Annotated in this window: 21 protein-coding genes and 2 pseudogenes; 15 read left to right on the top strand and 8 right to left on the bottom strand. The window is 47.0% G+C overall.

Features of this window, described 5'->3' with window-relative positions:
• Positions 1-382 precede the first annotated feature (382 nt).
• Positions 383-430: pseudogene (locus HMPREF9431_RS13745) on the top strand (hypothetical protein); the annotation flags it as partial.
• A gap of 6 nt (positions 431-436) precedes the next feature.
• Positions 437-1,282, top strand: a complete 846-nt coding sequence (locus HMPREF9431_RS13660; protein ID WP_004379649.1) for an IS256 family transposase, variant Zn-binding type — start codon at positions 437-439, stop codon at positions 1,280-1,282.
• Positions 1,283-1,606: 324 nt separating this feature from the next.
• Here HMPREF9431_RS13660 and HMPREF9431_RS03150 read toward each other — a convergent pair whose 3' ends face one another.
• Genes HMPREF9431_RS03150 through HMPREF9431_RS03140 form a run of 3 tightly spaced genes read right to left on the bottom strand, consistent with a single transcriptional unit; the run spans position 1,607 to position 4,511 of the window.
• On the bottom strand, positions 1,607-2,254 hold the full coding sequence (locus HMPREF9431_RS03150; RefSeq protein WP_004379648.1) for a trimeric intracellular cation channel family protein: 648 nt from the start codon (positions 2,252-2,254) through the stop codon (positions 1,607-1,609).
• Between the two features lie 11 nt (positions 2,255-2,265).
• Positions 2,266-3,222, bottom strand: coding sequence for a D-2-hydroxyacid dehydrogenase (locus HMPREF9431_RS03145; protein ID WP_004379647.1), 957 nt, complete (start codon positions 3,220-3,222; stop codon positions 2,266-2,268).
• Positions 3,223-3,239: 17 nt separating this feature from the next.
• Positions 3,240-4,511 (bottom strand): replication-associated recombination protein A, encoded by a 1,272-nt coding sequence (locus HMPREF9431_RS03140; RefSeq protein ID WP_004379646.1) that lies wholly within the window; start codon positions 4,509-4,511, stop codon positions 3,240-3,242.
• 110 nt (positions 4,512-4,621) lie between these two features.
• On the opposite strand from HMPREF9431_RS03140, the gene HMPREF9431_RS03135 reads away from it, so the two are divergent.
• Positions 4,622-5,443: a hypothetical protein gene (locus tag HMPREF9431_RS03135; protein ID WP_040561083.1), complete on the top strand. Its 822-nt coding sequence runs from the start codon at positions 4,622-4,624 to the stop codon at positions 5,441-5,443.
• A 235-nt stretch (positions 5,444-5,678) separates the two neighbouring features.
• Here the strand turns inward: HMPREF9431_RS03135 and HMPREF9431_RS03130 are convergent.
• The 5 genes and pseudogenes from HMPREF9431_RS03130 to HMPREF9431_RS03105 form a co-directional block, all read right to left on the bottom strand.
• Positions 5,679-6,011, bottom strand: a pseudogene (locus HMPREF9431_RS03130) (transposase); the annotation flags it as partial.
• Between the two features lie 505 nt (positions 6,012-6,516).
• Positions 6,517-7,251 (bottom strand): YebC/PmpR family DNA-binding transcriptional regulator, encoded by a 735-nt coding sequence (locus tag HMPREF9431_RS03120; protein ID WP_004379642.1) that lies wholly within the window; start codon positions 7,249-7,251, stop codon positions 6,517-6,519.
• 59 nt (positions 7,252-7,310) lie between these two features.
• A complete protein-coding gene (gene pheT / locus HMPREF9431_RS03115) occupies positions 7,311-9,779 on the bottom strand; it encodes a phenylalanine--tRNA ligase subunit beta (protein ID WP_004379641.1) in 2,469 nt (822 codons plus the stop codon).
• Between the two features lie 18 nt (positions 9,780-9,797).
• Entirely contained in the window at positions 9,798-10,040 is a 243-nt protein-coding gene (locus tag HMPREF9431_RS03110; RefSeq protein WP_040560762.1) for a hypothetical protein, read from the bottom strand.
• A gap of 303 nt (positions 10,041-10,343) precedes the next feature.
• Positions 10,344-10,634: a hypothetical protein gene (locus HMPREF9431_RS03105; protein WP_040560761.1), complete on the bottom strand. Its 291-nt coding sequence runs from the start codon at positions 10,632-10,634 to the stop codon at positions 10,344-10,346.
• 398 nt (positions 10,635-11,032) lie between these two features.
• Between HMPREF9431_RS03105 and recJ the strand changes: the two genes are divergently transcribed.
• The 12 genes from recJ (at position 11,033) to HMPREF9431_RS03045 (ending at position 25,990) form a co-directional block, all read left to right on the top strand.
• Positions 11,033-12,784 carry a single-stranded-DNA-specific exonuclease RecJ gene (gene recJ, locus HMPREF9431_RS03100; protein WP_004379639.1) on the top strand — a complete coding sequence of 584 codons (1,752 nt, stop codon included), beginning with the start codon at positions 11,033-11,035 and terminating at the stop codon, positions 12,782-12,784.
• A 9-nt stretch (positions 12,785-12,793) separates the two neighbouring features.
• The gene (locus HMPREF9431_RS03095) at positions 12,794-14,686 is read left to right on the top strand and encodes a RecQ family ATP-dependent DNA helicase (protein WP_004379638.1); all 1,893 of its coding nucleotides are present in this window, start codon (positions 12,794-12,796) and stop codon (positions 14,684-14,686) included.
• Between the two features lie 23 nt (positions 14,687-14,709).
• Positions 14,710-15,252 (top strand): phosphodiesterase, encoded by a 543-nt coding sequence (gene yfcE, locus HMPREF9431_RS03090; RefSeq protein ID WP_004379637.1) that lies wholly within the window; start codon positions 14,710-14,712, stop codon positions 15,250-15,252.
• A gap of 471 nt (positions 15,253-15,723) precedes the next feature.
• Positions 15,724-16,719, top strand: a complete 996-nt coding sequence (locus HMPREF9431_RS03085) for an AAA family ATPase (RefSeq protein ID WP_004379635.1) — start codon at positions 15,724-15,726, stop codon at positions 16,717-16,719.
• Positions 16,719-17,588 carry a DUF58 domain-containing protein gene (locus tag HMPREF9431_RS03080; protein WP_004379634.1) on the top strand — a complete coding sequence of 290 codons (870 nt, stop codon included), beginning with the start codon at positions 16,719-16,721 and terminating at the stop codon, positions 17,586-17,588. Before HMPREF9431_RS03085 ends, HMPREF9431_RS03080 begins: the two co-directional genes overlap by 1 nt.
• On the top strand, positions 17,588-18,664 hold the full coding sequence (locus HMPREF9431_RS03075; protein WP_004379633.1) for a hypothetical protein: 1,077 nt from the start codon (positions 17,588-17,590) through the stop codon (positions 18,662-18,664). The genes HMPREF9431_RS03080 and HMPREF9431_RS03075 overlap by 1 nt, the downstream gene beginning before the upstream one ends.
• 3 nt (positions 18,665-18,667) lie before the next feature.
• Positions 18,668-19,666, top strand: coding sequence for a vWA domain-containing protein (locus HMPREF9431_RS03070; RefSeq protein WP_004379632.1), 999 nt, complete (start codon positions 18,668-18,670; stop codon positions 19,664-19,666).
• A 13-nt stretch (positions 19,667-19,679) separates the two neighbouring features.
• Positions 19,680-20,708: a vWA domain-containing protein gene (locus tag HMPREF9431_RS03065; protein WP_004379631.1), complete on the top strand. Its 1,029-nt coding sequence runs from the start codon at positions 19,680-19,682 to the stop codon at positions 20,706-20,708.
• The gene (locus tag HMPREF9431_RS03060) at positions 20,705-21,397 is read left to right on the top strand and encodes a tetratricopeptide repeat protein (RefSeq protein ID WP_004379630.1); all 693 of its coding nucleotides are present in this window, start codon (positions 20,705-20,707) and stop codon (positions 21,395-21,397) included. The genes HMPREF9431_RS03065 and HMPREF9431_RS03060 overlap by 4 nt, the downstream gene beginning before the upstream one ends.
• 16 nt (positions 21,398-21,413) lie before the next feature.
• Positions 21,414-24,005: a BatD family protein gene (locus tag HMPREF9431_RS03055; RefSeq protein ID WP_004379629.1), complete on the top strand. Its 2,592-nt coding sequence runs from the start codon at positions 21,414-21,416 to the stop codon at positions 24,003-24,005.
• Positions 24,006-24,017: 12 nt separating this feature from the next.
• Complete coding sequence (locus tag HMPREF9431_RS03050; protein ID WP_004379628.1) at positions 24,018-24,719, top strand: phosphatase PAP2 family protein; 702 nt, start codon at positions 24,018-24,020, stop codon at positions 24,717-24,719.
• Between the two features lie 20 nt (positions 24,720-24,739).
• Positions 24,740-25,990, top strand: a complete 1,251-nt coding sequence (locus HMPREF9431_RS03045; RefSeq protein WP_004379627.1) for an S-adenosylmethionine:tRNA ribosyltransferase-isomerase — start codon at positions 24,740-24,742, stop codon at positions 25,988-25,990.
• Positions 25,991-26,007 lie beyond the last annotated feature (17 nt).

Genomic DNA, 26,007 nt, shown 5'->3' with positions numbered 1-26,007 from the left:
TGACCGTCGTTGCGCACAACAGCATCAGGCTCAATAGGAGATGCAATTTCTTTTGCATAGTTTTAACTGAAATTTTAAGAATAGGTTGTGGGGATGAACCCCGATTTGACTAAGTTGGTGCAAATATAATTAAAATATATAAAAAGTAGTCCCTCGCGCATGTTAAATCTTTCAGTTGATAGCGAAATAACACTTTTACGATGGGTAGGGTTTTATGAGAATAGCTATTCTCGCTCATTTTTCTCAAAAAACAAGCGAAACATCCCCAGCATCTCACGCATGTGTTTTCAACGTAATGGACATTTGGTAGGCTGAAAACCTCTCTGAATCCTTTTATTTACTACCTTTGCAGCATTTGAAAACCTATGAATAAAAAAACTGTATCTTCTGTAATAGCTCAAATGTTAAAAAGAATGGGCATCGACGTACTGTTCAGATGTATCTTTGCAGGGATTGTGGTAGACAATTTCAAGGTGGTCTGCGTATAAATAATATTTCTCTATGGAATGACTATCTGACGGCAAATCGAACGATTTCTGATCTATCCACTCTTTATAAATGTTCAGAGCGAACCATACGACGTAGGTTGAGCTTAGTAGTAGATAGCTTTACTGCTACTTACCCCAAATCTGCAGTAATAATACTGGATACAACATACTTTTCCAGGACATTTGGTGTGATGCTGTTTCAGGATGCTTCATCAGGCAAAATACTCTATCGCAAGTTTGTCAAAAACGAAACTAACAGAGATTATCTTGACGGACTTCGGTATATTGCGGAGTGTGGAACTATGATAAAAGCAGTGGTGTGTGATGGGCATGCAGGACTTTTACAATCTATACATTTCTGTTCCGTACAAATGTGTCAATTTCACCAATTTCAGATAGTTAGAAGGCTTCTTACAAACAATCCACATTTACCTGCAGGCATTGAACTATTGGCATTAATGAGAAGGATGTTCTCTTTGGGGAAAGACGAGTTTATAACAGCTTTTGATAAATGGTGTGATAAATGGAAAGAGTTCCTGAATGAACGAACTCTTCTAATCTCGGGCAGGACGACCTATACACACAGAAGACTGAGAACGGCAAGACGTTCTATTAAGACACATCTGACATGGCTCTATACGTGTGAGGAACACCCAGAAATACAGATACCGAATACAACAAACGTATTGGAAGGATTTAACTCACAACTTAAAAGAGCACTGCATAATCATAATGGATTGAATGAAGCTAATAAAAAGAAGTTTATAGATAGATTCATAAATACAGAAAAGTAGGCTGGAATAACCAGCCTACCAAATGTCCATTACGCCGATTTTAGGCTGAATTTGGGGCCTGGTTTACTTTACCCACTTACAATATGAAAGTCCATTTTACTTTTTCAGCAGCCTCCACACAGGCGTTGCCCTTACGGTTTCGTTTGGGCGGGAGTGCGCGATGCATTTCCGCTCCCGAGTGTGTTGGGCCATTTGTTCATTTGTTTACACATGAAAATGCCGTATCGCCCAGTAAGAGCATATTGGGCAATAAATCTTATGTGTAAATGGGTATGTGTTATCTGATGTCAGGCGGGTACAGCTCAATGGAATTGGTTATTGGGGTTATGAATGGTCTTTGATTTCATCGCGCAAAATGGGCAACGAGATGTGGTATTTGATGGCTAAGAAACGGATGCAGCAGATGGCTAAGAAGGCGACGATGGAGGTGAGCCCCACATTGACCTCGAGCTTGAAGAGCAGCCAATAGAGCAGGCCGCCTGCGACACTGGCCATGGCGTAGATGTCTTTTTGAAAAATGACGGGCTCTTGGTTGAGCAACACATCGCGGATGATGCCGCCGGCAACTCCCGTGATGCAGCCCATGATGATGGCCACCCAAAACGGATGATCGTATTGCAGGGTTTTTTGCAATCCTGCAATGGTGAAGAGGGCTAAGCCAAAGGTGTCGAAAGTGAGCCAGGCGTTCTCCCAGCGAATGAGCGACTTGGCAAAAACTATCACCACTAACATGGCGATGATGGTGCAGATGATGTAGATGGTAGAGGTCATCCAAAAGGGGATGGCTCCCAACATCACATCGCGAATGGTTCCGCCACCAATGGCTACAGCAAAACCGCAGACGAAGCCTCCGAACCAATCGAAATGCTTGGCAGCGGCCATGCGGATGCCTGAGATGGCAAAGGCAAACGTACCTATGAACTCGATGATTTGTTGCACTGTGTGTGCCAATTCTAAATTTGCAGCCAACATGTTTTGTGAGCTTAGGGATTGACAACATTCTGCGGTGCACCGGCTAGAAAGGCTTTGATATTCTCGATGCAAATGTCGAGCAAACGTTGGCGTGCGGCTTTCGTGGCCCATGCAATATGGGGTGTGATATAGGCATTTGGCGCGTGGAGCAACGGATTGTCGGAAGCAGGGGGTTCGATTGTCATCACATCGGCGCCATAGCCACCCAACTGTCCGGTAGCCAAGGCTTCGGCTACAGCTTGTTCATCGATCAAACCGCCTCTGCTGGTATTGATGAGCAGTGCGCCAGGCTTCATTCTCTTCAGGGTATCGCCATTCACCATCATTTGTGTGCCGGCAGTCAAAGGGGCATGCAAGGTAAGGATGTCGCTCGCCGCGAGCAGGCCTTCCCAAGTGGTTTTCTGAATGCCTTCGGGCAAATCGGCAGCGTTGCGGCTGGTGAGCGCAAACACATCCATGCCAAATTGGTGGGCTATCTGTGCCACTTTGCAGCCGATGTTGCCCAGCCCGACGATGCCGAGTGTTTTACCATGTAGCTCTATCAAGGGTGTATCCCAATAGCAGAAGTCAGCATTTTTACTCCATCGCCCTTCACGATTGCGTTGCGCATAGTGAGCCACCTGATTGGTAAGATTGAGAATGTGGGCAAAGGTCATCTGCGCCACGCTATCGGTGCTGTAGGCAGGAATATTGGTTACAACGATACCCTGTGCCTTAGCTGCCTCAATGTCAACCGTGTTATAGCCCGTCGCCATCACACCGATATAGCGCAATCGGGGCAACTGCGCCAGGATAGCTGCCGTGAGATTGATTTTGTTGATGAGCAGCATTTCGGCATCCTGTGCACGCGAAACAACATCTTGTTCGGCTGTTCGTTCATAAACAACAAGCTCACCATAAGCTTTTAACGCCTCTAAGCTGAGGTCGCCCGGATTGACGGCATAACCGTCCAATTCTACAATTTTCATGATTCAATATCTTTTAATCAGGTTTTAAATCGGTCACCCCAATTTTTAACCATCTGTTGATTTAATTTTTCTTCAGCTGCGTTGTGCTGCCCTATCCATAAACGCGTGCCCTGTAGTGCCTCTGGCATATATTGTTGCGGCGTGGAGTTATCTGGATAGTCGTGTGGATAGGCATAGCCATCATGATAACCCAACTCAGCCATTAGCTTGGTAGGTGCATTACGTAGATGCAAAGGCACAGGGAGATTGCCAGTCTCACGCACTTTTGCTAAAGCCGCATCGATGGCCAAATAGGCCGAATTACTCTTAGCGCTTGTGGCTAAATAGGTGGTTACCTCAGATAAGATGATGCGTGCTTCGGGCCATCCTATCTTCATAACGGCATCGAAAGCTGTGTTGGCCAACAACAATGCGTTGGGATTGGCCAAACCAATATCTTCTGCGGCGCTAATCATTAAGCGGCGTGCGATGAATTGTGGCGACTCGCCTCCTTCAATCATGCGTGCCAGCCAATAAAGCGCAGCATCAGGATCGCTTCCTCGAATGCTCTTGATGAAAGCTGAGATGATGTCATAGTGCAATTCACCCTCTTTGTCATAGGCCATGGGATTGGTTTGGAGACGCTCTTCAACCAGTGCATTCGTCACAACAACATCCTTTCCCGAAACCTCGACGACTAACTCTAAAATATTTAAAAGTTTGCGAGCGTCTCCTCCACTATACCGCAAAAGTGCTTCCGTTTCTTGCAGCACGATATGCTTTTTCCGCAACTCCACATCGGTATTGATTGCACGTTTCGCCAACAGCAGCAAGTCATCCTTGGTCAAAGCCTTTAAAACATAAAGTTGGCATCGTGACAACAGTGGACGAATAACTTCAAACGAAGGATTCTCTGTCGTGGCACCTATCAACGTGACAACGCCACGTTCCACAGCCCCGAGCAAAGAATCTTGCTGCGATTTACTGAAACGATGAATCTCGTCAATAAACAATATCGGGGAGGTGGTGTTGAAAAAACGATTATTCTTTGCTTTATCAATTACTTCACGAACCTCCTTTACGCCACTCGTGACTGCACTCAATGTGTAGAAAGGTGTCTCCAACTTGTTAGCGACGATTTGTGCTATCGTCGTCTTTCCAACCCCTGGAGGGCCCCATAAAATAAAAGAAGAAATATGTTTTGCTTCTATCATTTTACGCAAGACAGCATCTCTCCCTATTAGATGTTGCTGTCCCACATAATCATCAAGCGTTCGAGGACGCATTCTTTCTGCTAATGGCTCGCTCATAATTTGGTGCAAAAATAAAGAAATCGCGTGATACCGCAAAAAAAATATCAATTAAAAGTTTGTGCATGTGGGGCAAAGTATATACTTTTGCAGCAAAGAAAATAGTATTTATGAAGCAACAAAAATCTCTTACTTTAAGGACTCTGACAAAGAGTAATATTTGGGATATTCAAGAAAATGATGTATTCCGTCTCTTAGACACCGCTGAAAGAGAAAGCGACTTGAAAGAAAACATGCGCCACTATGTGGATATTGTCAAAAGTGCTTTCGATATTGAGGAGGTAAAAATTGATAAACCGGAAGTGATTGCTAAGTTTGAAGAGCGAGGCTTTAAGGTGGGCTTTGTGAGACTGGATGATAGTGCTAAAATAAAATGGGCCATTAAAAAGAAACCGATTCTGCGTGTAACCGATCTCACGTATGAGAATATACGCCACATCTCAGCCACAAAGCTGTTAGAAGTGTTAGACCGTAACTTTGGAAGTGGCTGGGAGGGTGTACCTCAAAGCATCCAAGATATTATAGAACGAGGGTTTGATATTAGTACGACAACGCTGCCTAAAGATCGTCTACACAAGCCAGGTGGTATGTATGAAAAGAAAATTAAGGATGGCTATGAGGTTTTAGAAGTAGAGAAAGGAACTTGGGTAGAAGCTATCTTTGCAAAGGAAAAACCTGAAGTACAGACCATAAAAGAAGTATCAGATGATGACGATGATGACAACTTCGAAGACGAAGATAACTTAAATCCTGATGCAGAAGAAGAGATTACCCTCGATGATGAGTTTGAAGAAAACGATGAAGAAGAAGAGGGAGACGACTCTTATGATGATGACAAATTAATCGAAGAGAGTTATCGAACCACTTATGATGAAGATCCAGATAATTTAGATGTGGAGGCATCCTCTATGAGTGAAGAAGAGGATTTTTAAAATAAGAATATTGGGTATGGCGGAAGTTTCCACATGCCCAATGTTTGTTTTTAATCATCTTACGAGAGTGTAAAGTAAACTGTGTAAAACTAATCTTATTGTAGTATGACACAGTTTATTTACACTCTCAATGACGGTCATTAAAAATATAGAGAATAAGTTTCTAATGACCGATTTGGGTTTATGATTTCGCTATCTATATGGGGTTTTGCAGAGGTCTCACAACGTCATATCTCACTACCAAATCGGCAAGGGCTTCCTTTAAGCGAATATTTTCCTGACGAAGCTCCTTCACCTCGTCACTTGTTGCTTCACGGACGATGTCACCATCAAGGCGAGCTTTCCCAGCCTCAATAAACTCCTTGTTCCATTTGTAATAAGTACTATCAGATATGCCATACTTGCGGCAGAGCTCTGCGATGCTCTGTTCGCCACGGATTCCTTCCATCACAATCAATACCTTTTGTTCTGAAGTAAAAATTCGTTTCGTGTTACGGCGAATATCCTTTAATAAGGATTCTGATGTTCTCTGCTGGGAACCTGCTGAAAAATTCTCTTTTGTTGTCATTGTACAAATATACCTTTTTATTAATATAATTCATACTAAAACCCCGGACTCGCGTATAGCCTATGCAAAAATGGCAAAACATAAAAAATGGTGCTTGCATAGCCTATGCAAATGACAAAATATAAAAAACGATGCTTGCATAGCTTATGCAAATGCCAAAACGTAAAAAATGGTGCTTGCATAGCCTATGCAAATGGCAAAACATAAAAAACAGTGCTTGCATAGCCTATGCAAATGACAAAACGTAAAAAACGGTGCTTGCATAGCTTATGCAAATGCCAAAACGCAAAAAACGGTGCTTGCATAGCTTATGCAAATGCCAAAACATGAAAAATGGTGCTTGCATAGCCTATGCAAGCGATAACATAAACGTTTTCTTCGTTTTTATGCGTTCTGCAACGGATAAACGGGTGTCGTTCTGGATTGCTGCTCAGGATTCGAGCAAAATAAAAAAGAGTGGCAACACAGCCGTGCGCCACTCTTTTCGCTTTTATCATGCAATGACTTATTCAACCGCCTCTGGTTTCATGTTGGTGTAAACCGTTTGCACATCGTCAAACTCTTCCAAGCGTTCAACCATCTTGTCAATCGTTTCGCGCTCTTCGGGTGTCACGTCTTTGAGGTCGTTTGGTATATAAGTGAATTCAGCTCCCGTCACTTCAAAGCCTTCAGACTCTAAATGTTTTTGAATGTTGCCAAACTCTTTCGGGTCGCCATAAATGGTAACCTCATTCGTCTCGTCGTCTTCGTCATACTCGTCTTCAACGCCATAATCGATGAGGTCGAGCACCAACTCGTCCATATCCAGTCCTTCCTTTTTCTTAAAGGTGAACACACATTTGTGATCGAACAGGAATGACAGACTGCCCGTTGTGCCCATGTTGCCATTAAACTTGTTGAAGATGGAGCGCACATCGGCCACGGTGCGCGTAGTGTTGTCGGTCAAGGTGTCGACAAAAACGGCCACGCCGTGAGGACCATAACCTTCATAGGTCACCTCCTTATATTCGCTTTGGTCTTTTCCCATCGCGTTTTTAATTGCGCGTTCAATGTTATCTTTCGGCATGTTTTCGCGCTTGCAGTTGGCTATCAAAGCACGAAGCGTCGGGTTATTTTCCGGTTCCGGTCCACCGGCCTTTACTGCGATTGCTATTTGTTTACCCAATTTCGTAAACACGCGGGCCATGTGCCCCCATCGCTTTAGCTTTGTTGCTTTGCGATATTCAAATGCTCTTCCCATTTTTATTCTATTTTCTTATGATTTATACTTGGTTCGTTAGCCTGACATACTGCCGTTTGTTAGCGCAATTCAGCGCCCAACTGCGTGGTGAGCTGCTTAATCAGCTTCTGCATGATGGCATCAATCGCTTTATCGTTGAGCGTTTTCTCGGCATCCTGCAGAATGAAGTTCACCGCATAACTCTTTTTGCCTTCGGGCAAGTTCTTGCCTTCATACACATCGAAGAGTTCAACGCGCTGCAACAGCTTCTTCTCGGTTTGCTTAGCGATTTGCACTATCTGCGCAAACGAAACATCCTTGTCAAGCAGCAAGGCCAAATCGCGACTCACAGCGGGATATTTGCTGATTTCCTGGTACTCAACCTTTTGTTTGCGCACCTCACGCATCAGTGCTTCCCAATCGACGTCGGCGTAATACACGGCTTGCCCAATCGAAAATTCTTTGCACACAGCCGACGACAAGACACCTATCTCGGCAAGCACTTTGCCATTGCGTGTGCTGTAAGTCAAGCCTGCGCTGAAGATGTTGTTCTCACTGACCGTGATGCTCAGTTTCTCGACCGGAACACCCACACGTACAAAGATGTTGTGCAGATAGGCCTTTAGCTCAAACACGCTACTGTAGGCATTGGCCTGCAACCATGAGCCTTCCACCTGCTTGCCCGTCAGCCAGAGTGACAAATGCAAATCCTGGCTATAGGCCTTGTCGGGATGGTCGCTCTCCCACTTCTCCTTTGTATATTGATAGACATTACCAAATTCGAAGAAGCGCAGGTTGCTGTTCTTGCGGTTGATGTTGCGCACCAAACTCTCCAAACCACCGAAGAGCATCGTCTGGCGCATCACCCCTAAATCGGTGCTCAAAGGGTTTATAATCTTCACCGTTCGTGCTTCGGGATAGGCCGTCCATTCGTGCCCGGCATAATAAGAGAGTTTCGTGAGCGAGTTGTTCAATATCTCATAAAATCCATTGCCCACCAACTGCTCGGCTATCAGATTGCGCAGATGATGGCTCTCATCCTCTTCGCCGGCGATGACCAAAGCGCTGCTCAAGTGATTGGATATTTCCACATTATTATAACCATAGATGCGCAGCATATCTTCCACCACATCGCACGGACGTTGCACGTCGCTACGATAAGCGGGCACGAGCAATTCCAATCCCTCTTCATTTTCCGAGAGCACCCTCATCTCCAAGCCCTCTGCAATGCGCTTGATGGTGTCGGCGCCAATCTCTTTCCCGATGAGCCGATGCACATAATCGTAGGACAAGCTCACGCGGCTGCCCTCAATGGGCGAGGGATAAACGTCGTTGATGGACATGGAAACCTGTCCGCCCGTGAGTTCTTTGCACAAGATGGCCGCTTGCTTCAAGGCATAAACGACATCGTCGGGATTGATGCCGCGCTCAAACCGATAGCTGGCATCCGTGCTGAGCCCGTGCCGACGCGCCGTCTTGCGAATCCAAGTGGGATGGAAATAGGCTGCCTCCAACACCACGCTATGGGTTGTTGCATAGGTTCCGCTGCCCTTTCCGCCCAACACACCCGCAATGCACATGGGCTCGCGGGCATTGCAAATGCAGAGGTCGTGCTCGTCCAATGTGCGCTCTTCGCCATCTAAGGTGACGAATGGAGTTCCTTGAGGTTCGGTGCGCACCACAATCTGATGGCCCTCAACCATGTCGGCATCAAAGCAGTGCATGGGCTGTCCGTAGGCCATCATGACGTAGTTGGTGATGTCGACGATATTATTGATTGGTCGCAGCCCCACGGTGCGCAATTTGTTTTGCAGCCACTCTGGACTCTCTTTGATGTCGCAGTTGCTGATGCTCACGCAAGCATAGCGCTTGCAAGCCTCGCGGTTTTCAATCTCCACGGCAATAGGAAGCGACTCGTTGTCCACGCTAAACGCCTCGCAATCGGGACGATGCAGCCGTGTCTTATAGCCATTTTGCTTGAGCCACGCATAGAGATCGCGTGCCACGCCATAGTGCGAAAGCGCATCGCCACGGTTGGCCGTGATGTCAATCTCAATCAGCCAATCGCTCTCCACGTGATAATATTCTGCAGCCGGAGTGCCCACCACCGCATCGTCGGGCAACACAATGATGCCGTCGTGCGACGAGCCCACGCCAATTTCGTCTTCGGCACAAATCATGCCCATCGACTCCACGCCGCGCAATTTGCTCTTCTTGATGGTGAAGCTTTCGTCGCCATCATAAAGCACGCAGCCCAAATCGGCCACAATCACCTTTTGCCCGGCGGCCACGTTGGCAGCGCCGCAAACAATCTGGCTCGGCACATCGCGCCCCAAATCAACTTGCGTGATGTGCAGGTGGTCGCTGTTGGGATGGGCCTCGCACGAGAGCACCTGCCCCACGAAAAGCCCTTTCAAACCACCCTTTATGGTTTGCACCTCTTCCAAGGCGTCAACTTCTAAGCCGATTGATGTAAGCGCATCGGCCGTTTCCTGCGGAGTGAGCGTGAAATCGACATACTCCTTTAGCCATTTATACGAGATATTCATTTTTAATCTTTCGTTTCGTCAAAAACCGAGCACAAAGTTATAAAAAATCATATTGATACGCAAGAACAATATAAAAAAGGTGGAAGCCAACGCCTGTTCGCCGCGCCCAATAAGCCCGATGGGCCCGCCTACACCCTGCGATGAGCCGTTTAGTCCGCCGGCGAACTGTTCGCCGGCAACCTTTGGACACGGAGCCACATGAGAAATGGTAGGGGCGGCGCCTGTGTGCCCGCCCGAACGTCCGCGCAGCGGCATTTCCATCCGTAAAGAGCACGTCCCTCAGCCACAAAGGAGGCGTTTCCATGCGTAGAAATGTTTGTAGATTGCGCATGATGCACACCCGCTACCGATGGATGCCCCCTTGCAGGGTGACGCGGTCGGGCACACAGGCACCGACCCTACCAGCCTCCATCAAACCCTTCTGCCACGTAACTTTCCTTGATTTAGTCCATCGGCGAACTGTTCGCCAGCAACCTTTTCTTGATTTTGTCCATCGGCGAACTATTCGCCAGCATACATTTCTTGTATTTGTCCATCGGCGAGCACCTCGCCGGCAATCATTTCTCATGTTTGTCCATCGGCGGAGCCTCTTCCGGCAATCATCTCTTGTTTTTGTCCATCGGCGGAGCCTCTTCCGGCAACCTTTTCTTGTTTTAGTCCATCGGCGGAGCCTCTTCCGGCAACCTTTTCTTGTTTTAGTCCATCGGCAGAGCCTCTTCCGGCAACCTTTTCTTGTTTTAGTCCGTCAGCAGAGCCTCTTCCGGCAACCTTTTCTTGTTTTAGTCCGTCAGCGGAGCCTCTTCCGGCGATCATTTTTCGTTTTTGTCTGTCGGCAGAGCCTCTTCCGGCGATCATTTTTCGTTTTGTCTGTCTGCAGAGCCTCTTCCGGCGATCATTTTTCGTTTTTGTCTGTCGGCAGAGCCTCTTCCGGCAACCTTTTCTTGTTTTAGTCCGTCAGCAGAGCCTCTTCCGGCAACCTTTTGCGCGACCAAATTCCCATTCGGGTTGACGAAAGCATGCGTTTGTGATGGTGCACTCCCGCTTGGACGGCAACCACGATGACCACCGTTTTCTGCCTCGAAAAAGAGGGCACAGAAAAGGTATAGATGGGCTTAAAATCGCATAAATGTTAGGAAAATGTTCCACTATCTGCGTTTTATTTTGTAATTTTGAGCACAGATTTCAGCGTTTCACAACTTGAAATCAGCTTGATGGCACCAATCAATTATTCGCATACGGAAAGGTAGACAGACATGCACTTTAAATGGAACTATATAGCCCCCACGGCACAAGAACAGGCCGCAGCCTGCGAATTGGGCGAGAAGCTCTCGATGAGCCCCATCCTTGCGCAGCTCCTCATTCAACGCGGCATCACAACCGAGTCGGCGGCGAAACGATTTTTCAGGCCGCAGCTCTCCAACCTCATCAATCCTTTCTTAATGAAAGATATGGACGTGGCCGTCGATAGGCTCAACGACGCCATGGGGCGCAAGGAGCGCGTCATGGTTTATGGCGATTATGATGTGGATGGCTGCACGGCGGTGGCTTTGGTCTATAAATTCCTGCGCCTGTTCTATTCGAACGTCGATTACTACATTCCCAACCGCTACGACGAGGGCTACGGGGTGAGCCGCAAAGGCATTGAGTATGCAAGGGAGACGGGCGTGAAGCTCATCATCATTTTGGATTGCGGCATCAAGGCTATCGGCGAAATCGCCTACGCCAAGGAGTTGGGCATCGATTTCATCATTTGCGACCACCATGTGCCCGACGAGGCAATGCCGCCGGCAGTGGCCATCCTCAATCCCAAACGCCCCGACGACCGCTATCCCTTTAAGCATCTCTGCGGCTGCGGCGTGGGCTTTAAATTCATGCAGGGTTGGGCCAAAAACAATGGCATCCCGTTCTCCAAACTCTCTCCGTTTCTCGACTTCTGCGCCGTGTCGATAGCCGCCGACTTGGTGCCTGTGGTTGAGGAAAACCGCATCATGGCCTATTATGGCTTGAAACAACTCAACCAAAACCCAAGCCTCGGACTGAAAGCCATTATCGAGGTGTGCAATCTGGCCAATCGTGAGCTGTCGATGAGCGAAATCTGCTTCCGCATCGGTCCTCGCATCAATGCGTCGGGCCGCATGGAGAATGGTCGGGAGAGCGTCGAACTGTTGGTTGAAAACGACTATGCCAACGCCCTCGAAAAAGCGCGGCACATTGACCAATACAACGAGCAACGCAAAGACATTGACAAGCAGATGACCGAAGAAGCCAACCTCATTGTCTCGAAGCTGGAAACGCAAAAGCATCAATCGAGCATCGTGCTCTATGATGAGAATTGGAAAAAAGGTGTCGTCGGCATCGTGGCCTCTCGCCTGACGGAGATTTATTATCGGCCAACGGTGGTGCTCACACGCGATGGTGACTTGGCCAGCGGTTCGGCACGCAGCGTGGCCGGGTTTGATGTCTATGCCGCAATTAAGAGCTGTCGCGACCTGCTACTCAATTTCGGCGGTCACACCTATGCCGCGGGGTTGACGCTGCGCTGGGACGATATTCCCAAATTCAAAACGTTGTTTCAGCAATATGTGGAAGAACATATTGCACCCGAACAAACCGAAGCAACATTGCACATCGATGCGCTGATTGACTTCAAAGATATTAGCAGAAAATTCTTCCACGATTTGAAAAACTTTTCTCCCTTCGGACCTGAATGCACAAAGCCGGTGTTTGCCACATTGGGCGTCTACGACTACGGCACCAGTAAGGTCGTTGGCCGCGAGCAAGAGCACATTAAATTAGAATTGGTCGACTCGAAATCGAGCACCATTGTCAATGGCATTGCCTTTGGCCAAAGCGCCGCTGCACGCTACATCAAAAGCAAACGCGCTTTCGACATTGCCTACACATTAGAGGCCAACGTCTTTAAACGCAATCAAGTTCAACTGCAGATTGAAGACATCAGAGCCGAAGAAGCCGGCACACCTACCGAACCAATCACCGAAGAATAGTTACTCAAGATGGACTATCGCCAAATTCTGCGCGAACATTGGGGCTACGACAACTTTCGCGGCATTCAGGAAGAGATTATCCAAAGCATTTGTAGTGGTAAAGACACGTTGGGACTGATGCCCACGGGCGGCGGAAAGTCCATCACGTTTCAAGTTCCGGCCTTAGCTTTAGACGGCGTGTGCATCGTCATCACACCGCTCATTGCACTTATGAAAGACCAAGTAGACCATTTGAAGGCCAAGGGCATCAGTGCAGCAGCAATCTACTCGGGCATGACACGAAACGAGATTCTGAAGACCCTTGAAAATGCCGTCTTCGGCGCCATCAAACTGCTTTATGTTTCGCCCGAGCGCATCGGTAGCCCACTCTTTCAAAAGAAAGTGAGCCACATGCACGTGAGTTTCATCACCGTCGACGAAGCCCATTGCATCAGCCAATGGGGCTATGATTTCCGACCCGCCTACTTACAAATCATCAACCTCAGAAAAATAAAACCCGAAGCTCCCATCCTAGCACTCACCGCAACCGCCACGCTCAAAGTGATTGACGATATCCAACAGCGTTTGGCCTTCCACGAGAGAAACGTGTTCAGAATGAGCTTCGAACGCAAGAACTTGGCCTACGTTGTGCGCATTGCTGCTGATAAGGAAGCCGAGTTGGTGCATATTCTGCACGCTGTTCCTGGTTGCGCCATCGTCTACGTGCGAAGCCGCAAGAAAACAAAGGAAATTGCACAGCTGTTGCAAGACAACAACATCACAGCCACCTCCTATCATGCGGGGCTGGAGCATTTCACCAAAAACATGCGGCAAGAAGAATGGATGAATAATCATGTGCGCGTCATGGTAGCCACGAATGCGTTTGGCATGGGCATCGACAAACCCGACGTGCGCCTTGTGGTGCACGTTGATGGTCCCGACTCTATCGAAGCCTATTTCCAAGAGGCGGGACGTGCCGGAAGAGACGGTAAAAAGGCATACGCCGTGTTGCTGTATAACTCGGTTGATGCACGAAAGCTGCAAAAGCGCATTGGTGACAACTTTCCCCCAAAAGATTATATCCGAAAGGTCTACGACAGCTTGGCCTACTACTTTCAGATTGGCATCGACAGCGGCGTGGGCCACACGTTCAGCTTCGACATCAACAAGTTTTGCCAAATCTATCAGCTCTCTATCATTTACACCACGGCTGCCCTCCACATTCTATCACAGTTAGGCCACATCGTCTACGAAGACGACCCCAGCAGTTGCGCCCGAATTCTATTCTTGCTCTCGCGCGACCAACTCTACTATTTAGATCACCTCGCACCCAAAGAAGATGCCACCATCGAAGCTATCCTGCGCCTCTATGGCGGCGTTTTCAACGATTACGTCTACATCGACGAGCAACTCATTGCCCAACGCGCAGGACTCACTCCGCAAGAAGTCTATCTCATTTTAAAAGGACTGACCGAGCGCCGCATCGTGCACTTCATTCCGCAGCGCAAAATGCCCTTCATCCACTATCTGCGCGATAGAGTCGACGGCCATCGGCTCAACATCACATCAGAGGTTTATGAAGACCGAAAGGGCGAATTCGAAAAGCGCATTCAGGCCTTCATCAACTACGCTGAAAACAGCCACATCTGTCGCAGCCGCCAACTGTTAGCATATTTTGGCGAGGAGATGCAGAAGGATTGTAACCAATGTGACGTCTGCCTCGAAAGAAAACGTCAATCTGCCGATGAAGCGTCCACCTGCCAGACAGCCATCCTACAGCTGCTGGCCGATGGCGAGCCCCATGGCATGGCAGAAATGCAGACACTCCAATTTGCCAAAAAAGATTTGGAAGAGGCGCTGGCACAACTGCTCCATGAAGAGCAGATTGCATTTGACGGCACATTTATGCAACAAAAAAAGTGACACACCATTAAAACCCATAAAAAATGAAATATCTACTTGTATCCGACATTCATGGCGCATGGCCGACGTTAGAAAAGGTGCTCAGTCACTTTCACACCCTACGCTGCGATATGCTCTGCATTTTAGGCGACATCATTAATTACGGCCCGCGCAATGGCGTTCCCGAAGGATTAAACCCGAAGGAAATAGCCGAAAAGCTCAACGCCATGGCCGACAAAATTGTGGCCATCAGAGGTAATTGCGATTCAGAAGTCGACCAAATGCTGCTCGACTTTCCCATCATGCAAGACTATATGCTCTTGGTTGACGAGGGACATAAGCTGCTACTCACGCATGGTCACATCTACAACAAGGATCACCGTCCCAAAGGCCATTTCGATGCCATCATCTATGGGCACACCCACCTTTGGCAACTGTCGCGTGACGCGCAAGGCATCGTCTGCAACACCGGCTCCATCACCTTTCCCAAAGGAGGCAATCCTCCGACCTTTGCCACCTACGAGCACGGCACCTTCACCATTCTCACGCTCGATGGGATACCGCTCAAACAATGCAGCATCGAATAAAACGACGATTTATTCGGTGGGGCGGTAAGATCATCTTTATTACCGTCCCACTCCACCACTTTTTTAGGCCAAGTCTTTGCGCTTTCTAAAAAAGTTGGCTTATATGACAAAAGTGTGCTTAAAATCCTTGTAACTCACTAATGTCCATTACGCCTTTTTTCCAAAAACAAGCGAAACACCCCCTGTATCTCGTGTGTTTTTTTCAAAAACGTTTGAGAAACACCTGTTTCTTGCATGCTTTTCTCAAAAACGTTTGAGAAACACCTGTATCTCGTGTGTTTTTCTCAAAAACAGTTGAGAAACACCCGTATCTCAAATGTTTTCCAGCATGCAGGAACCGCCTGTAAAGAAAGGTCTTAAATTAATTCAATTCATAGGCTTTTTAATATTATTTAGGCGTGTAGATGGCCTTCACCTTTGCGATTTGTTGTAATTTTGCCACACATAAAAAATATCAATAAAATTCATATTATGGCAGAAGCAATAGATATTCGTGCCCTCAATATTATGATTGAGCAACAAAGTGGTTTTGTAACCAACCTTGTTTCGGGCATGGACAAAGTGATCGTGGGGCAAAAGCATTTGGTGGAGTCGTTGTTGATTTCTTTACTTAGTGATGGGCATATCCTCTTAGAAGGTGTGCCAGGCTTGGCTAAGACTTTAGCCATAAAAACATTGGCGCAGCTGATAGATGCCGACTTTAGCCGCATTCAATTTACGCCCGATTTGTTGCCTGCCGACGTAATTGGAACGCAGATTTATTCGCAAAAGGATGAGCGTTTCCATGTCAAAAAAGGACCTGTTTTCGCACACTTTATTCTTGCCGATGAAATTAATCGTGCTCCGGCTAAGGTGCAGAGTGCACTTTTAGAGGCGATGCAAGAGCATCAAGTGACCATTGGCGAATCAACTTTCCCGTTGCCAAGACCTTTCTTGGTGCTGGCTACGCAGAATCCGATAGAGCAGGAGGGCACCTATCAACTGCCCGAGGCGCAAGTGGATCGCTTCATGCTGAAAGTGGTGATTGATTACCCCACGTTGGAGGAAGAGAAACTCATCATTCGTGAGAACATAGCAGGTGCATTTCCAACGGTGTCTGCCGTAACCTCCGCAGATGAGATTTTAAAGGCACGGGAAATCGTTAATCAGGTCTACATTGACGATAAAATTGCACAATATATTGCCGACATCGTCTTTGCCAGTCGCTATCCTGAGCGTTATGGACTGGCAGAATTGAAAGATATGATCACCTATGGCGGAAGTCCGCGTGCCAGCATTAATTTGGCAAAAGCCAGTCGCGCTTATGCCTTTATCAAGCATCGCGGCTACGTCATTCCCGAAGATGTTCGCGCTGTTGCACATGATGTCATGCGGCATCGCATTGGCCTTTCTTATGAAGCTGAAGCCAACAACATCTCTTCCGAGGAGATTGTCTCAAAGATTATTAATAAGGTAGAGGTGCCTTGATGGAAGCATCAGAGATTATAAAGAAGGTAAGAAAGATTGAAATCAAGACTCGTGGCTTGAGTCAAAACATCTTTGCGGGGCAATATCATTCGGCCTTTAAAGGTCGTGGTATGGCCTTTAGCGAAGTGCGTGAATATCAATATGGCGACGATGTGCGCGATATTGATTGGAATGTTACGGCCCGTTTCCATCGTCCTTACGTTAAAGTCTACGAAGAAGAACGGGAGCTGACGGTGATGTTGCTCGTCGATTTGAGTGGCTCTTTAGACTTTGGTAGTGTGCAACAAACCAAACGCGACTTGGTGACAGAGATTGCATCGACCTTAGCTTTCAGTGCCATTCAAAACAATGATAAGATTGGCGTAATCCTTTTCACCGATCGAATTGAAAAGTATATTCCACCCAAGAAAGGGCGCAAGCACATTCTTTATATCATTCATGAATTGCTTAATTTCAAACCTGCAGGTGTAAGAACCGATATAGGCATGGCTGTATCCTATCTCACTCGGGTGATAAAGCGCAGGTGCACAGCCTTTTTGTTGAGCGACTTCTATTCGCGTTCTGATTTTAGTAAACCCATCCAGATTGCTAATTCAAAGCACGATGTCGTCGCTATTCAGGTCTACGACCCACGGGCGAAGTCGCTTCCTGACATCGGTTTGATGAAAGTGCGCGATGCCGAAACAGGACATGAAATGATTATTGATACGAGTTCGGCTAAATTGCGGCAGGCGCATGCACGCTATTGGATTGAGCGGGAAGATCTTTTGAACCGCACTTTTGCAAAAAGTAAGGTTGATTGGACTTCTGTAGCAACAAACGAGAATTTCACAAAGGCTTTGCTCTTACTTTTTAAGAAACGGATATAATGAAGATAACGAAATTACTGTTTGCTGTTGTTGCCGCTTTGTTTGCTGTGCCATTATGGGCACAACGCGTGCAAGTGGAGCAGAAAATAGATTCTATATCGATTCTCATTGGTCAGCAGGCACATCTTTCTTTGCAAGTGACAGCTCCACAAGGTGCACGTCTGCAATGGCCGAAGTTACATGTTCCAGGACAGCTTTTTCCTGGGGTTGAAGTCCTTTCTGTCGAGAAAAAATCTCCAACGGTTGTTGATGGCATGTCTGTTGAACAGCGCGTTTATACTTTAACCAGTTTCCGTGAACAGCTTTACGCTCTACCTCCTTTGGTTGTTCGTGTGAATGGTAAGCCCTATCAGGGTGCAGCTTTAGCTTTGAAAGTTTTGACTGTTCCTGTTGACACACTACACCCCAATAAGTTTTTTCCGCCGGCAGATGTGCAGGATAATCCCTTTTCTTGGAACGATTGGCGAGGAATTTTTTGGTTGAGTTTGCTCTTCCTTGTGTTGGGCATAGGTGCTGTTTATGTCTTTATATGTCTTAAACGCAATAAACCCATCATAGCTCGTGTGCGCATTGTGAAGCGTATTCCTGCTCATCGCAAGGCGTTGCATGCGATAGATGAAATCAAGGCCAATCAGTTGGTGCGTTCGGAAGACCAGAAGACATATTATACACAGCTCACCGATGCTGTTAGGCAATATATTCAGGAGCGTTTTGGATTTAATGCCATGGAGATGACCAGCAGTGAAATCATTGCAAAGCTACAGCAGGCCGATGACAAAAAAGGATTGGAGGAACTGCGAGAACTCTTTAGAACAGCAGATTTGGTGAAGTTCGCAAAACACAGTGCGCTGATTAATGAGAACGATTTAAATCTGCTCCATGCAGCAAAATTTATTGATGAAACCAAGACTGATGTGCAGGAAACAGTAGAAAAAGTTGTTGAGCAGTTGAGTGAAGATGAGGAAAAAACGCGTAAGAATCGTTTTACTTTAAAGGCCTTGCTCTATGTGTTGAGCATTGTGCTTATGGCATTACTCGCTTATATTGCGTATCAGTGGATTGAATTGATAGGATAAAAGATGGAATTTGCAAGTAAAGAATATTTTTTGTTGTTGCTTTTGTTGATGCCTTACATCGTTTGGTATTTCTTTTATCGTGCTAAGCGTGAGCCCAGCATGCGTATGAGCGACACCTATGCTTTTCAATATGCTCCTAAAAGCTGGCGCATGTGCATCATTCATTTGCCTATGTTATTGCGCTGCTTGACTTTTTTCCTTATCGTTGTTGTCATGGCTCGTCCACAGACACATAATTCATGGGGTGAGAAGCAAGTTGAGGGCATCAACATCATGTTGGCGATGGATGTATCGACCTCTATGCTTGCAGAAGATTTAAAGCCCAATCGGTTAGAAGCAGCCAAAAAAGTTGCAGCAGAATTTATTGCCGATCGTCCCAATGATAACATTGGATTAACGATTTTTGCCGGTGAGGCCTTCACGCAATGTCCGATGACCACCGACCACACTTCGCTTATTAACATGTTGCAGAGTGTGCGTACAGACATTGCTTCGCATGGGCTTATTGCCGATGGTACAGCTATAGGCATGGGGCTGGCCAATGCAGTGAGCCGTTTGAAAGATGTCAAAGGAAAGAGCAAAGTCGTTATTCTGCTCACAGATGGCAGTAATAATATGGGTGATATTTCCCCTATGACAAGTGCTGAAATAGCAAAACGTATGGGAATTAGAGTTTATACGATTGGTGTTGGAACAAATAAAGTGGCTCCCTATCCGATGCCTGTTGCAGGAGGTACGCAGTATGTGAACATCCCTGTGGAAATAGATAGTAAAACGTTACGTGAGATTGCACAGCTTACAGATGGTAATTTCTATCGTGCAACGAACAACAAACAGTTGCAACAAATCTATAATGACATCGATAAGTTAGAGAAAACGAAAATGGATGTGAAGAAGTTCTCCAAGTGGTATGAGGCTTATCAACCTTTTGCTTTGGTTGCATTCGTGTTACTTTTGTTGGAGTTGGTTTTGCGAACAACTGTCCTACGTAGAATTCCTTAAAGTAAGAAGAATTATGTTGAGATTTGAAGACCCCATATATTTATGGCTTTTGTTAATCATCCCCATCATGGCTTGTGTGCGTTTCGTGGTGTGGAGGCAGCGCAAGGCTAAGTTCTTACGTTTTGGAGATCCCGCTTTGCTACAGCAGATGATGCCCGATGTTTCAAAGTATCGCCCGACGGTTAAGTTCTGGCTGTTACAAGGGGCTGTGGCATTATTGATTATAGTGTTAGCTCGTCCTCAAGCCGGCATGAAGCTATCCCACGACAAACGTAATGGAATAGAAGCTGTAATTGCAATGGATATTAGTAATTCGATGCGTGCAGCCGATGTAGTTCCTTCACGTCTTGCAAAAAGTAAGTTGTTAGTAGAAAGTCTCTTTGACCATTTTACGAATGATAAAGTCGGATTAATTGTCTTTGCAGGCGATGCTTTCGTACAGCTTCCTATCACAAATGATTATGTTTCGGCCAAAATGTTTCTGCAGAACATCGATCCCTCTCTGATTGCGACACAAGGAACAGATATAGCTCGCGCCGTCGAGTTAAGTGAACAAAGTTTCACGCAACAGAAGGACATCGGTAAAGCAATCATCATTATTACGGATGGGGAAGACCACGAAGGTGGAGCCTTGGAGGCTGTTAAAGCTGCTCACCAACGTGGAAGGAATGTCTTTATACTTGGTGTTGGTGATACGAAAGGAGCACCCATTCCCGACGGGCATGGTGGCTATCTGAAAGATGAACGCGGCGAAACAGTTATGTCTGCATTGAATGAGCAGATGTGCAGACAGTTAGCAGCAGCAGGAAATGGAACGTATATTCACGTGGATAATACGAATGAAGCGCAAGAAAAGCTCAATGACGCATTAGATAAGCTGCAAACCGGTACGACCGATAGTGTGGTCTATAGTGAATACAGCGAGCAGTTTCAAGCTTTTGGTATACTCCTGTTGTTGCTATTGATTGTGGAGAGCTTGATACAAGAATCGAAGAGTCCTTTATTTAAAGGCGTTAACTTTTTTAGGAGACAGAAAGCATGAGTTATTTGAAAAGTGTCCTCTTGCTCCTCATGAGTATGTTGTGGTTTATTGCAAAAGCACAGACCGATCGACAGTTGATACGTAGTGGAAATCGCTATTTCCACCAACAAAACTATGTCAAGGCTGAGACTGAATACCGTAAGGCTTTGGTGAAGAATGTCAGCAACACACAGGCACTGTATAATTTGGGGACGGCACTGTTGGCGCAGCAAAAAGATTCAGCAGCAACCACCTGTTTTGAACGTGCGGGGAAGGCGGAGACAAGTAAATTGAGGAAGGCAAAGAGCTACCACAACATGGGGTATATCTGTCAACGTCACCAGATGTATGCTGATGCCATCAAAGCTTATGAAGAGGCGCTACGCAACGACCCTTCTAACCAGGCAACGCGTTACAATTTGGCATTGTGTCAAAAGTTACTGAAGAACAACCCGCAGAAGCCCAACCCCCAGTCGAAAGATAAACAGAAGGACAAACAGAAAAAACAGGACGATAAGAAAAATGATCGTAAGCAAGAACAAGACAACAAGCAGGACAAACAGCCACAAAAAGACCCGAAGAATGGCATGAGTAAGGACAATGCCGAACAGCTATTGAATGCAGCGTTGCAAAATGAAAAGGCTACGCAGCAGCGCATTTCAAGGGCATTGCAACAACGTGGAAGTAGAAGGTTACAGAAGAACTGGTAATAGTTAACATTGAACAATGCGCATATTCATCAAATATAGTTTACTTTTGGTGCTCCTCCTGTTGAGCACGGTGTCAGCCTCTGCACAACATATAACGGTGGCCGTTCCATCGAGTGTTGCAGCAGGTGAGAATTTCCGTCTTTCCTATACAGTCGATACACAGAATGTAGAAGAGTTTAAGGCGGGCACAATGCCTTCTGCTATAGAGGTTATTGCTGGTCCCTATACCTCCAGACAGTCGAGCTACCAGATGATTAATGGCCATACATCCAGCACTTCGTCTATCACTTACACTTACACACTCTATATTGCTAAGCCTGGTGTCTATACCATCGCGCCAGCCTGTGCTATCATCGGGGGACGAAAGATTTATGCAAAGGCCGTTAAAGTCTCTGTGGCAGGGCATGCAAAAGGGAGTAATAGCAATGGAGTTGCGGGAACTGGCGGAGCAAACATTCGTTCTGCCGGATCAAGAATATCAGGTAATGACCTTTTTATTCGTGTCAGTGCGAATAAAAAGCAAGTATATGAACAGGAGCCAATCCTACTCACTTATAAGGTTTATACATTGGTAGAGTTGACACAACTAAAGGGTGACATGCCCGATTTAACAGGCTTCCACACCCAAGAGATCAAGCTACCACAACAAAAGAGTTTCCATATTGAACGTGTGAACGGGCGCCCTTATCGTTGCGTCACCTGGAGTCAATATGTGATGTATCCACAAATGACGGGAAAGCTCACGATTCCCAGTATTACCTTCCAAGGCGTTGTGGTGCAGCAAGACCGCAGCGTTGATCCGTTTGAAGCATTCTTTAATGGTGGGTCGGGCTATGTTGAGGTGAATAAAAACATTCAGGCACCGAGCTTGTCGATTAATGTTCTACCGTTACCACATCGTCCGGCCAACTTCTCTGGCGGTGTTGGCGCATTCACCATCTCGGCACAGCTGACGAAAGCAAGTGTGAAAGTTGGCGACCCGGTAAACCTGCGCGTGGTAGTGAGTGGTACAGGGAACTTAAAGCTAATCAAGCAACCGGTTGTCGCTTTTCCGAAAGATTTCGAGCAATACGATGCAAAGGTTACGGATAAGACACAGCTCACAGCGACAGGCTTGCAAGGAAACATGCTTTATGATTTCGTAGCAGTGCCACGCCATCAAGGTGATTTCACTATTCCACCTGTCGAACTTACCTACTATCATTTGGGAACGCATTCCTATCGCACGGTGAAAACACAACCCTTGCGTGTGCATGTGCTTCCGGGGACTGGAGGAGAGACTTCGGTTGACGATTATGCCACTAAAGACAACGATATCCGTCCCTTAATGCGAGACAGTCGGTTATACAGCACATCGAATGACTTCTTCTTTGGTTCTGCGGCGTACGTCATCGCCCTTTGCCTACCGCTATTCCTCTTCGCAGTTTTGCTTATTGTGTTTAGGAAACGTGCAATCGCGATGAACGATAGGGTGGCATTGCGCGGAAAGAAAGCCAATAAGGTCGCTACGAAGCGTTTAAGAAAGGCGCACCAGTTGTTGCTGGCCGGCGATGAGGCACTCTTCTATGATGAAATATTGCGCACCTTGTGGGGGTATGTGAGTGATAAGCTCAACATGTCGGTAGAATTGCTGTCGCGCGAAAACATCGTAGAGCGGCTCCAACAACAGGCCGTCGCGCCGCATGTAATCGACCTCTTTATAGGTGCACTCGACGAATGTGAGTTTGAACGTTACGCACCCGGAGATGCAAAAGGGAACATGAATAAGACTTTGGAATCGGCCATGTTGGCCATTACGGAAATTGAATGCACTTTTAAAGCAAAGAAAAGTGCTACAAGTCGCCGACGAAACACGGCTACATTGTTCGCCGTTTTGATAGCTATCGCGATGCAATGGCTATCACTTTCCTCCGCACGGGCCATGACCATGCAAGAAGCTAATAAGGCCTACACAGAGCGAAACTATCAGCAGGCCATAAAAGATTACGAAGCATTACTGCATCAAGGGCGTAGTGTTGCCTTGTATTATAACTTAGGAAATGCTTACTATCGCACGGATAACATTACGCAAGCCATTTTGAATTATGAACGTGCACTGCGTCTCAGTCCTGGAAACAGTGACATTCGCTTCAATCTCCAGTTGGCGCGGAGCAAGACCATCGATAAATATGCCGACGGCGAAGAGATGTTTTTCATCACTTGGTATCACGCCGTTGTCAACCTCTTGGGTGTCGATGGTTGGGCGGTGCTCAGCATCATTTGTGTGGTTGTAGCGCTCTTCGCCCTGTTGATTTACTTGTTTACCGCTCCCTTGTGGCTAAAGAAAACAGGCTTCTTTACAACCATCGTGGGCTTTGTCTTCTTTGTGCTGGCTGTAGCAATGGCCTATCAGCAGCAGGTTTCCTTTGCTCACCAAGACGATGCCATCGTCATTGCGCCTGCAGTGGGAGTGAAAAAGACGCCCGTCCGTGGAGGAGCCGACGATTTCGTCATCCACGAAGGTACGAAAGTGCATATCAAGGACCGGAGCATACCGCTTTGGTGGGGGGTAGTTGCACCCGACGGAAGGGAAGGATGGCTGCTCCGTAGCACCGTCGAACACATATAAGGGGATAGACACATGTGGGACCTTACAACGCTCTTCACTTTAGACCGACAGCTGTTGTTGGCCATTAACAGTTGCGACAACCTCATGTTAACCGGCATCATGTCGGCGTTCACAACCGCATGGACGTGGGTTCCGCTTTATTTGTGTTTGTTCTATATGGTTATCAAGAACCATGAGACAATGCAACAGATTGCATTAGTCGTTTTCGGTTGCTTGTTGGCAGTCGGACTCTCGGGGGAAATCGATAACTTAGTCGTGAAGCCTTGGGTTGCACGTTTGCGCCCGTGCAACGACGACACGATAAAATACATGGTTAACACCGTTGTTTGGATTAGTAAGAACGATTATAGTTTCTTCTCTGCTCACGCTGCCAACACCTGCGCCATTGCAACGTTTTTCGCCTTCTTGGTACGCAGTCCACGCCTCACTGTCGGTCTCTTTCTCTGGGCGCTGATGAATGGGTTCACACGTATCTATCTCGGCATGCACTATCCCTCCGATGTCGTTATCGGGACGGCATGGGGCATCCTCAGTGGCTATTTAGCCTACAGCCTTTACCATTTTATCTACTGCCGCACCAATCCTTCCCAGCGCTATGTCTCAACGCAATACACTTCAGCCGGCTACAACTGTCAAGATGTTGACAGGGTGCTGAGCGTCTTAGTGTTATCAGCATTGGCAGATGTCATTGTTTCGCTGGTGATTGATTTCTAATGCAGATAATATTTAAACGTATGGACACAAAGCATATTAAAATAAGCGACTATCAGTATTGCCTCCCGGATTCGCGCATCGCAAAGTTCCCCTTGGCGCAACGCGATCATAGCAAGTTACTCGTTTACCGCAAAGGGGAAATCTCTGAGTCGCAGTTCTTTAATCTCCCCACGTTCCTACCACGACACTCCTTGATGGTGTACAACAACACACGCGTCATCCAGGCGCGCATGCACTTCCGAAAGACAACGGGAGCATTGATCGAGGTCTTCTTAATGGAGCCTGCACAGCCTGTCGACTATGAGCACATGTTCCAGTCCAAGGGGCATTGTGCGTGGCTTTGCATGATCGGGAACCTAAAGAAATGGAAAGAAGGCGTGTTGAAACGCAACTTTGACATCAATGGTCAAACGTTCACACTCACAGCAGAGCGGCGTGAAGAGACTGTGCAGACCTTAGGGAAAGGCACCAATTACTGGGTAGACTTCCGATGGGACAATGCACAAATCAATTTTGCCGACATTTTGGAAGCGGTAGGCGAGCTACCCATTCCGCCCTATCTCAATCGCGAAACTGAGGAGCGCGATAAGATTACCTACCAAACGGTGTATAGCAAGATCAAAGGCAGTGTGGCTGCTCCCACAGCGGGCCTTCATTTCACCCATGAAGTGTTACAAGCCATTCAGCAGCGCGGGATAGTAGAGGAAGAGGTCACCTTACATGTAGGAGCGGGCACTTTTAAACCTGTGAAAAGCGAAAGCATTGACGAACATGAGATGCACTCCGAGTATATCGTCGTGCACCGTCACACCCTTGAGAACCTTTTGCACTTCCATGGCGAAGCCATCGCCGTCGGAACCACCAGTGTGCGCACGCTTGAGAGTCTCTATTACATAGGCGTGAAACTTGCCGCAAATCCGGATGCGACAGAAGAAATGCTCCATGTCACACAATGGGAGCCCTACGAAGCGGGGCGTGACGGCACGTGGGTAGATGGCATCTCGTCCGAGCAGGCCATTCGCAACGTGTTGGACTGGTTGCAGCGCAACAATTTAGAAGCCTTGCATAGCAGCACACAGATCATCATCGCACCGGGGTATCACTATAAAATCGTGAAGATGTTGATCACCAACTTCCATCAACCACAAAGCACCTTGCTGCTCTTAGTGAGTGCTTTTGTGCACGGAGATTGGCGAAGGATCTATGATTATGCTCTGTCGCATGATTTCCGTTTCCTAAGCTATGGCGACAGCTCGTTGCTCATACCTTAGCCGATACAACCCATAAA

This window comes from Segatella oulorum F0390 (genome assembly GCF_000224615.1).
GTDB classification, from domain to species: domain Bacteria; phylum Bacteroidota; class Bacteroidia; order Bacteroidales; family Bacteroidaceae; genus Prevotella; species Prevotella oulorum.
The sequence above is the reverse complement of the archived record's forward strand: the minus strand, read 5'-3'. Positions and strand labels throughout refer to the sequence as shown.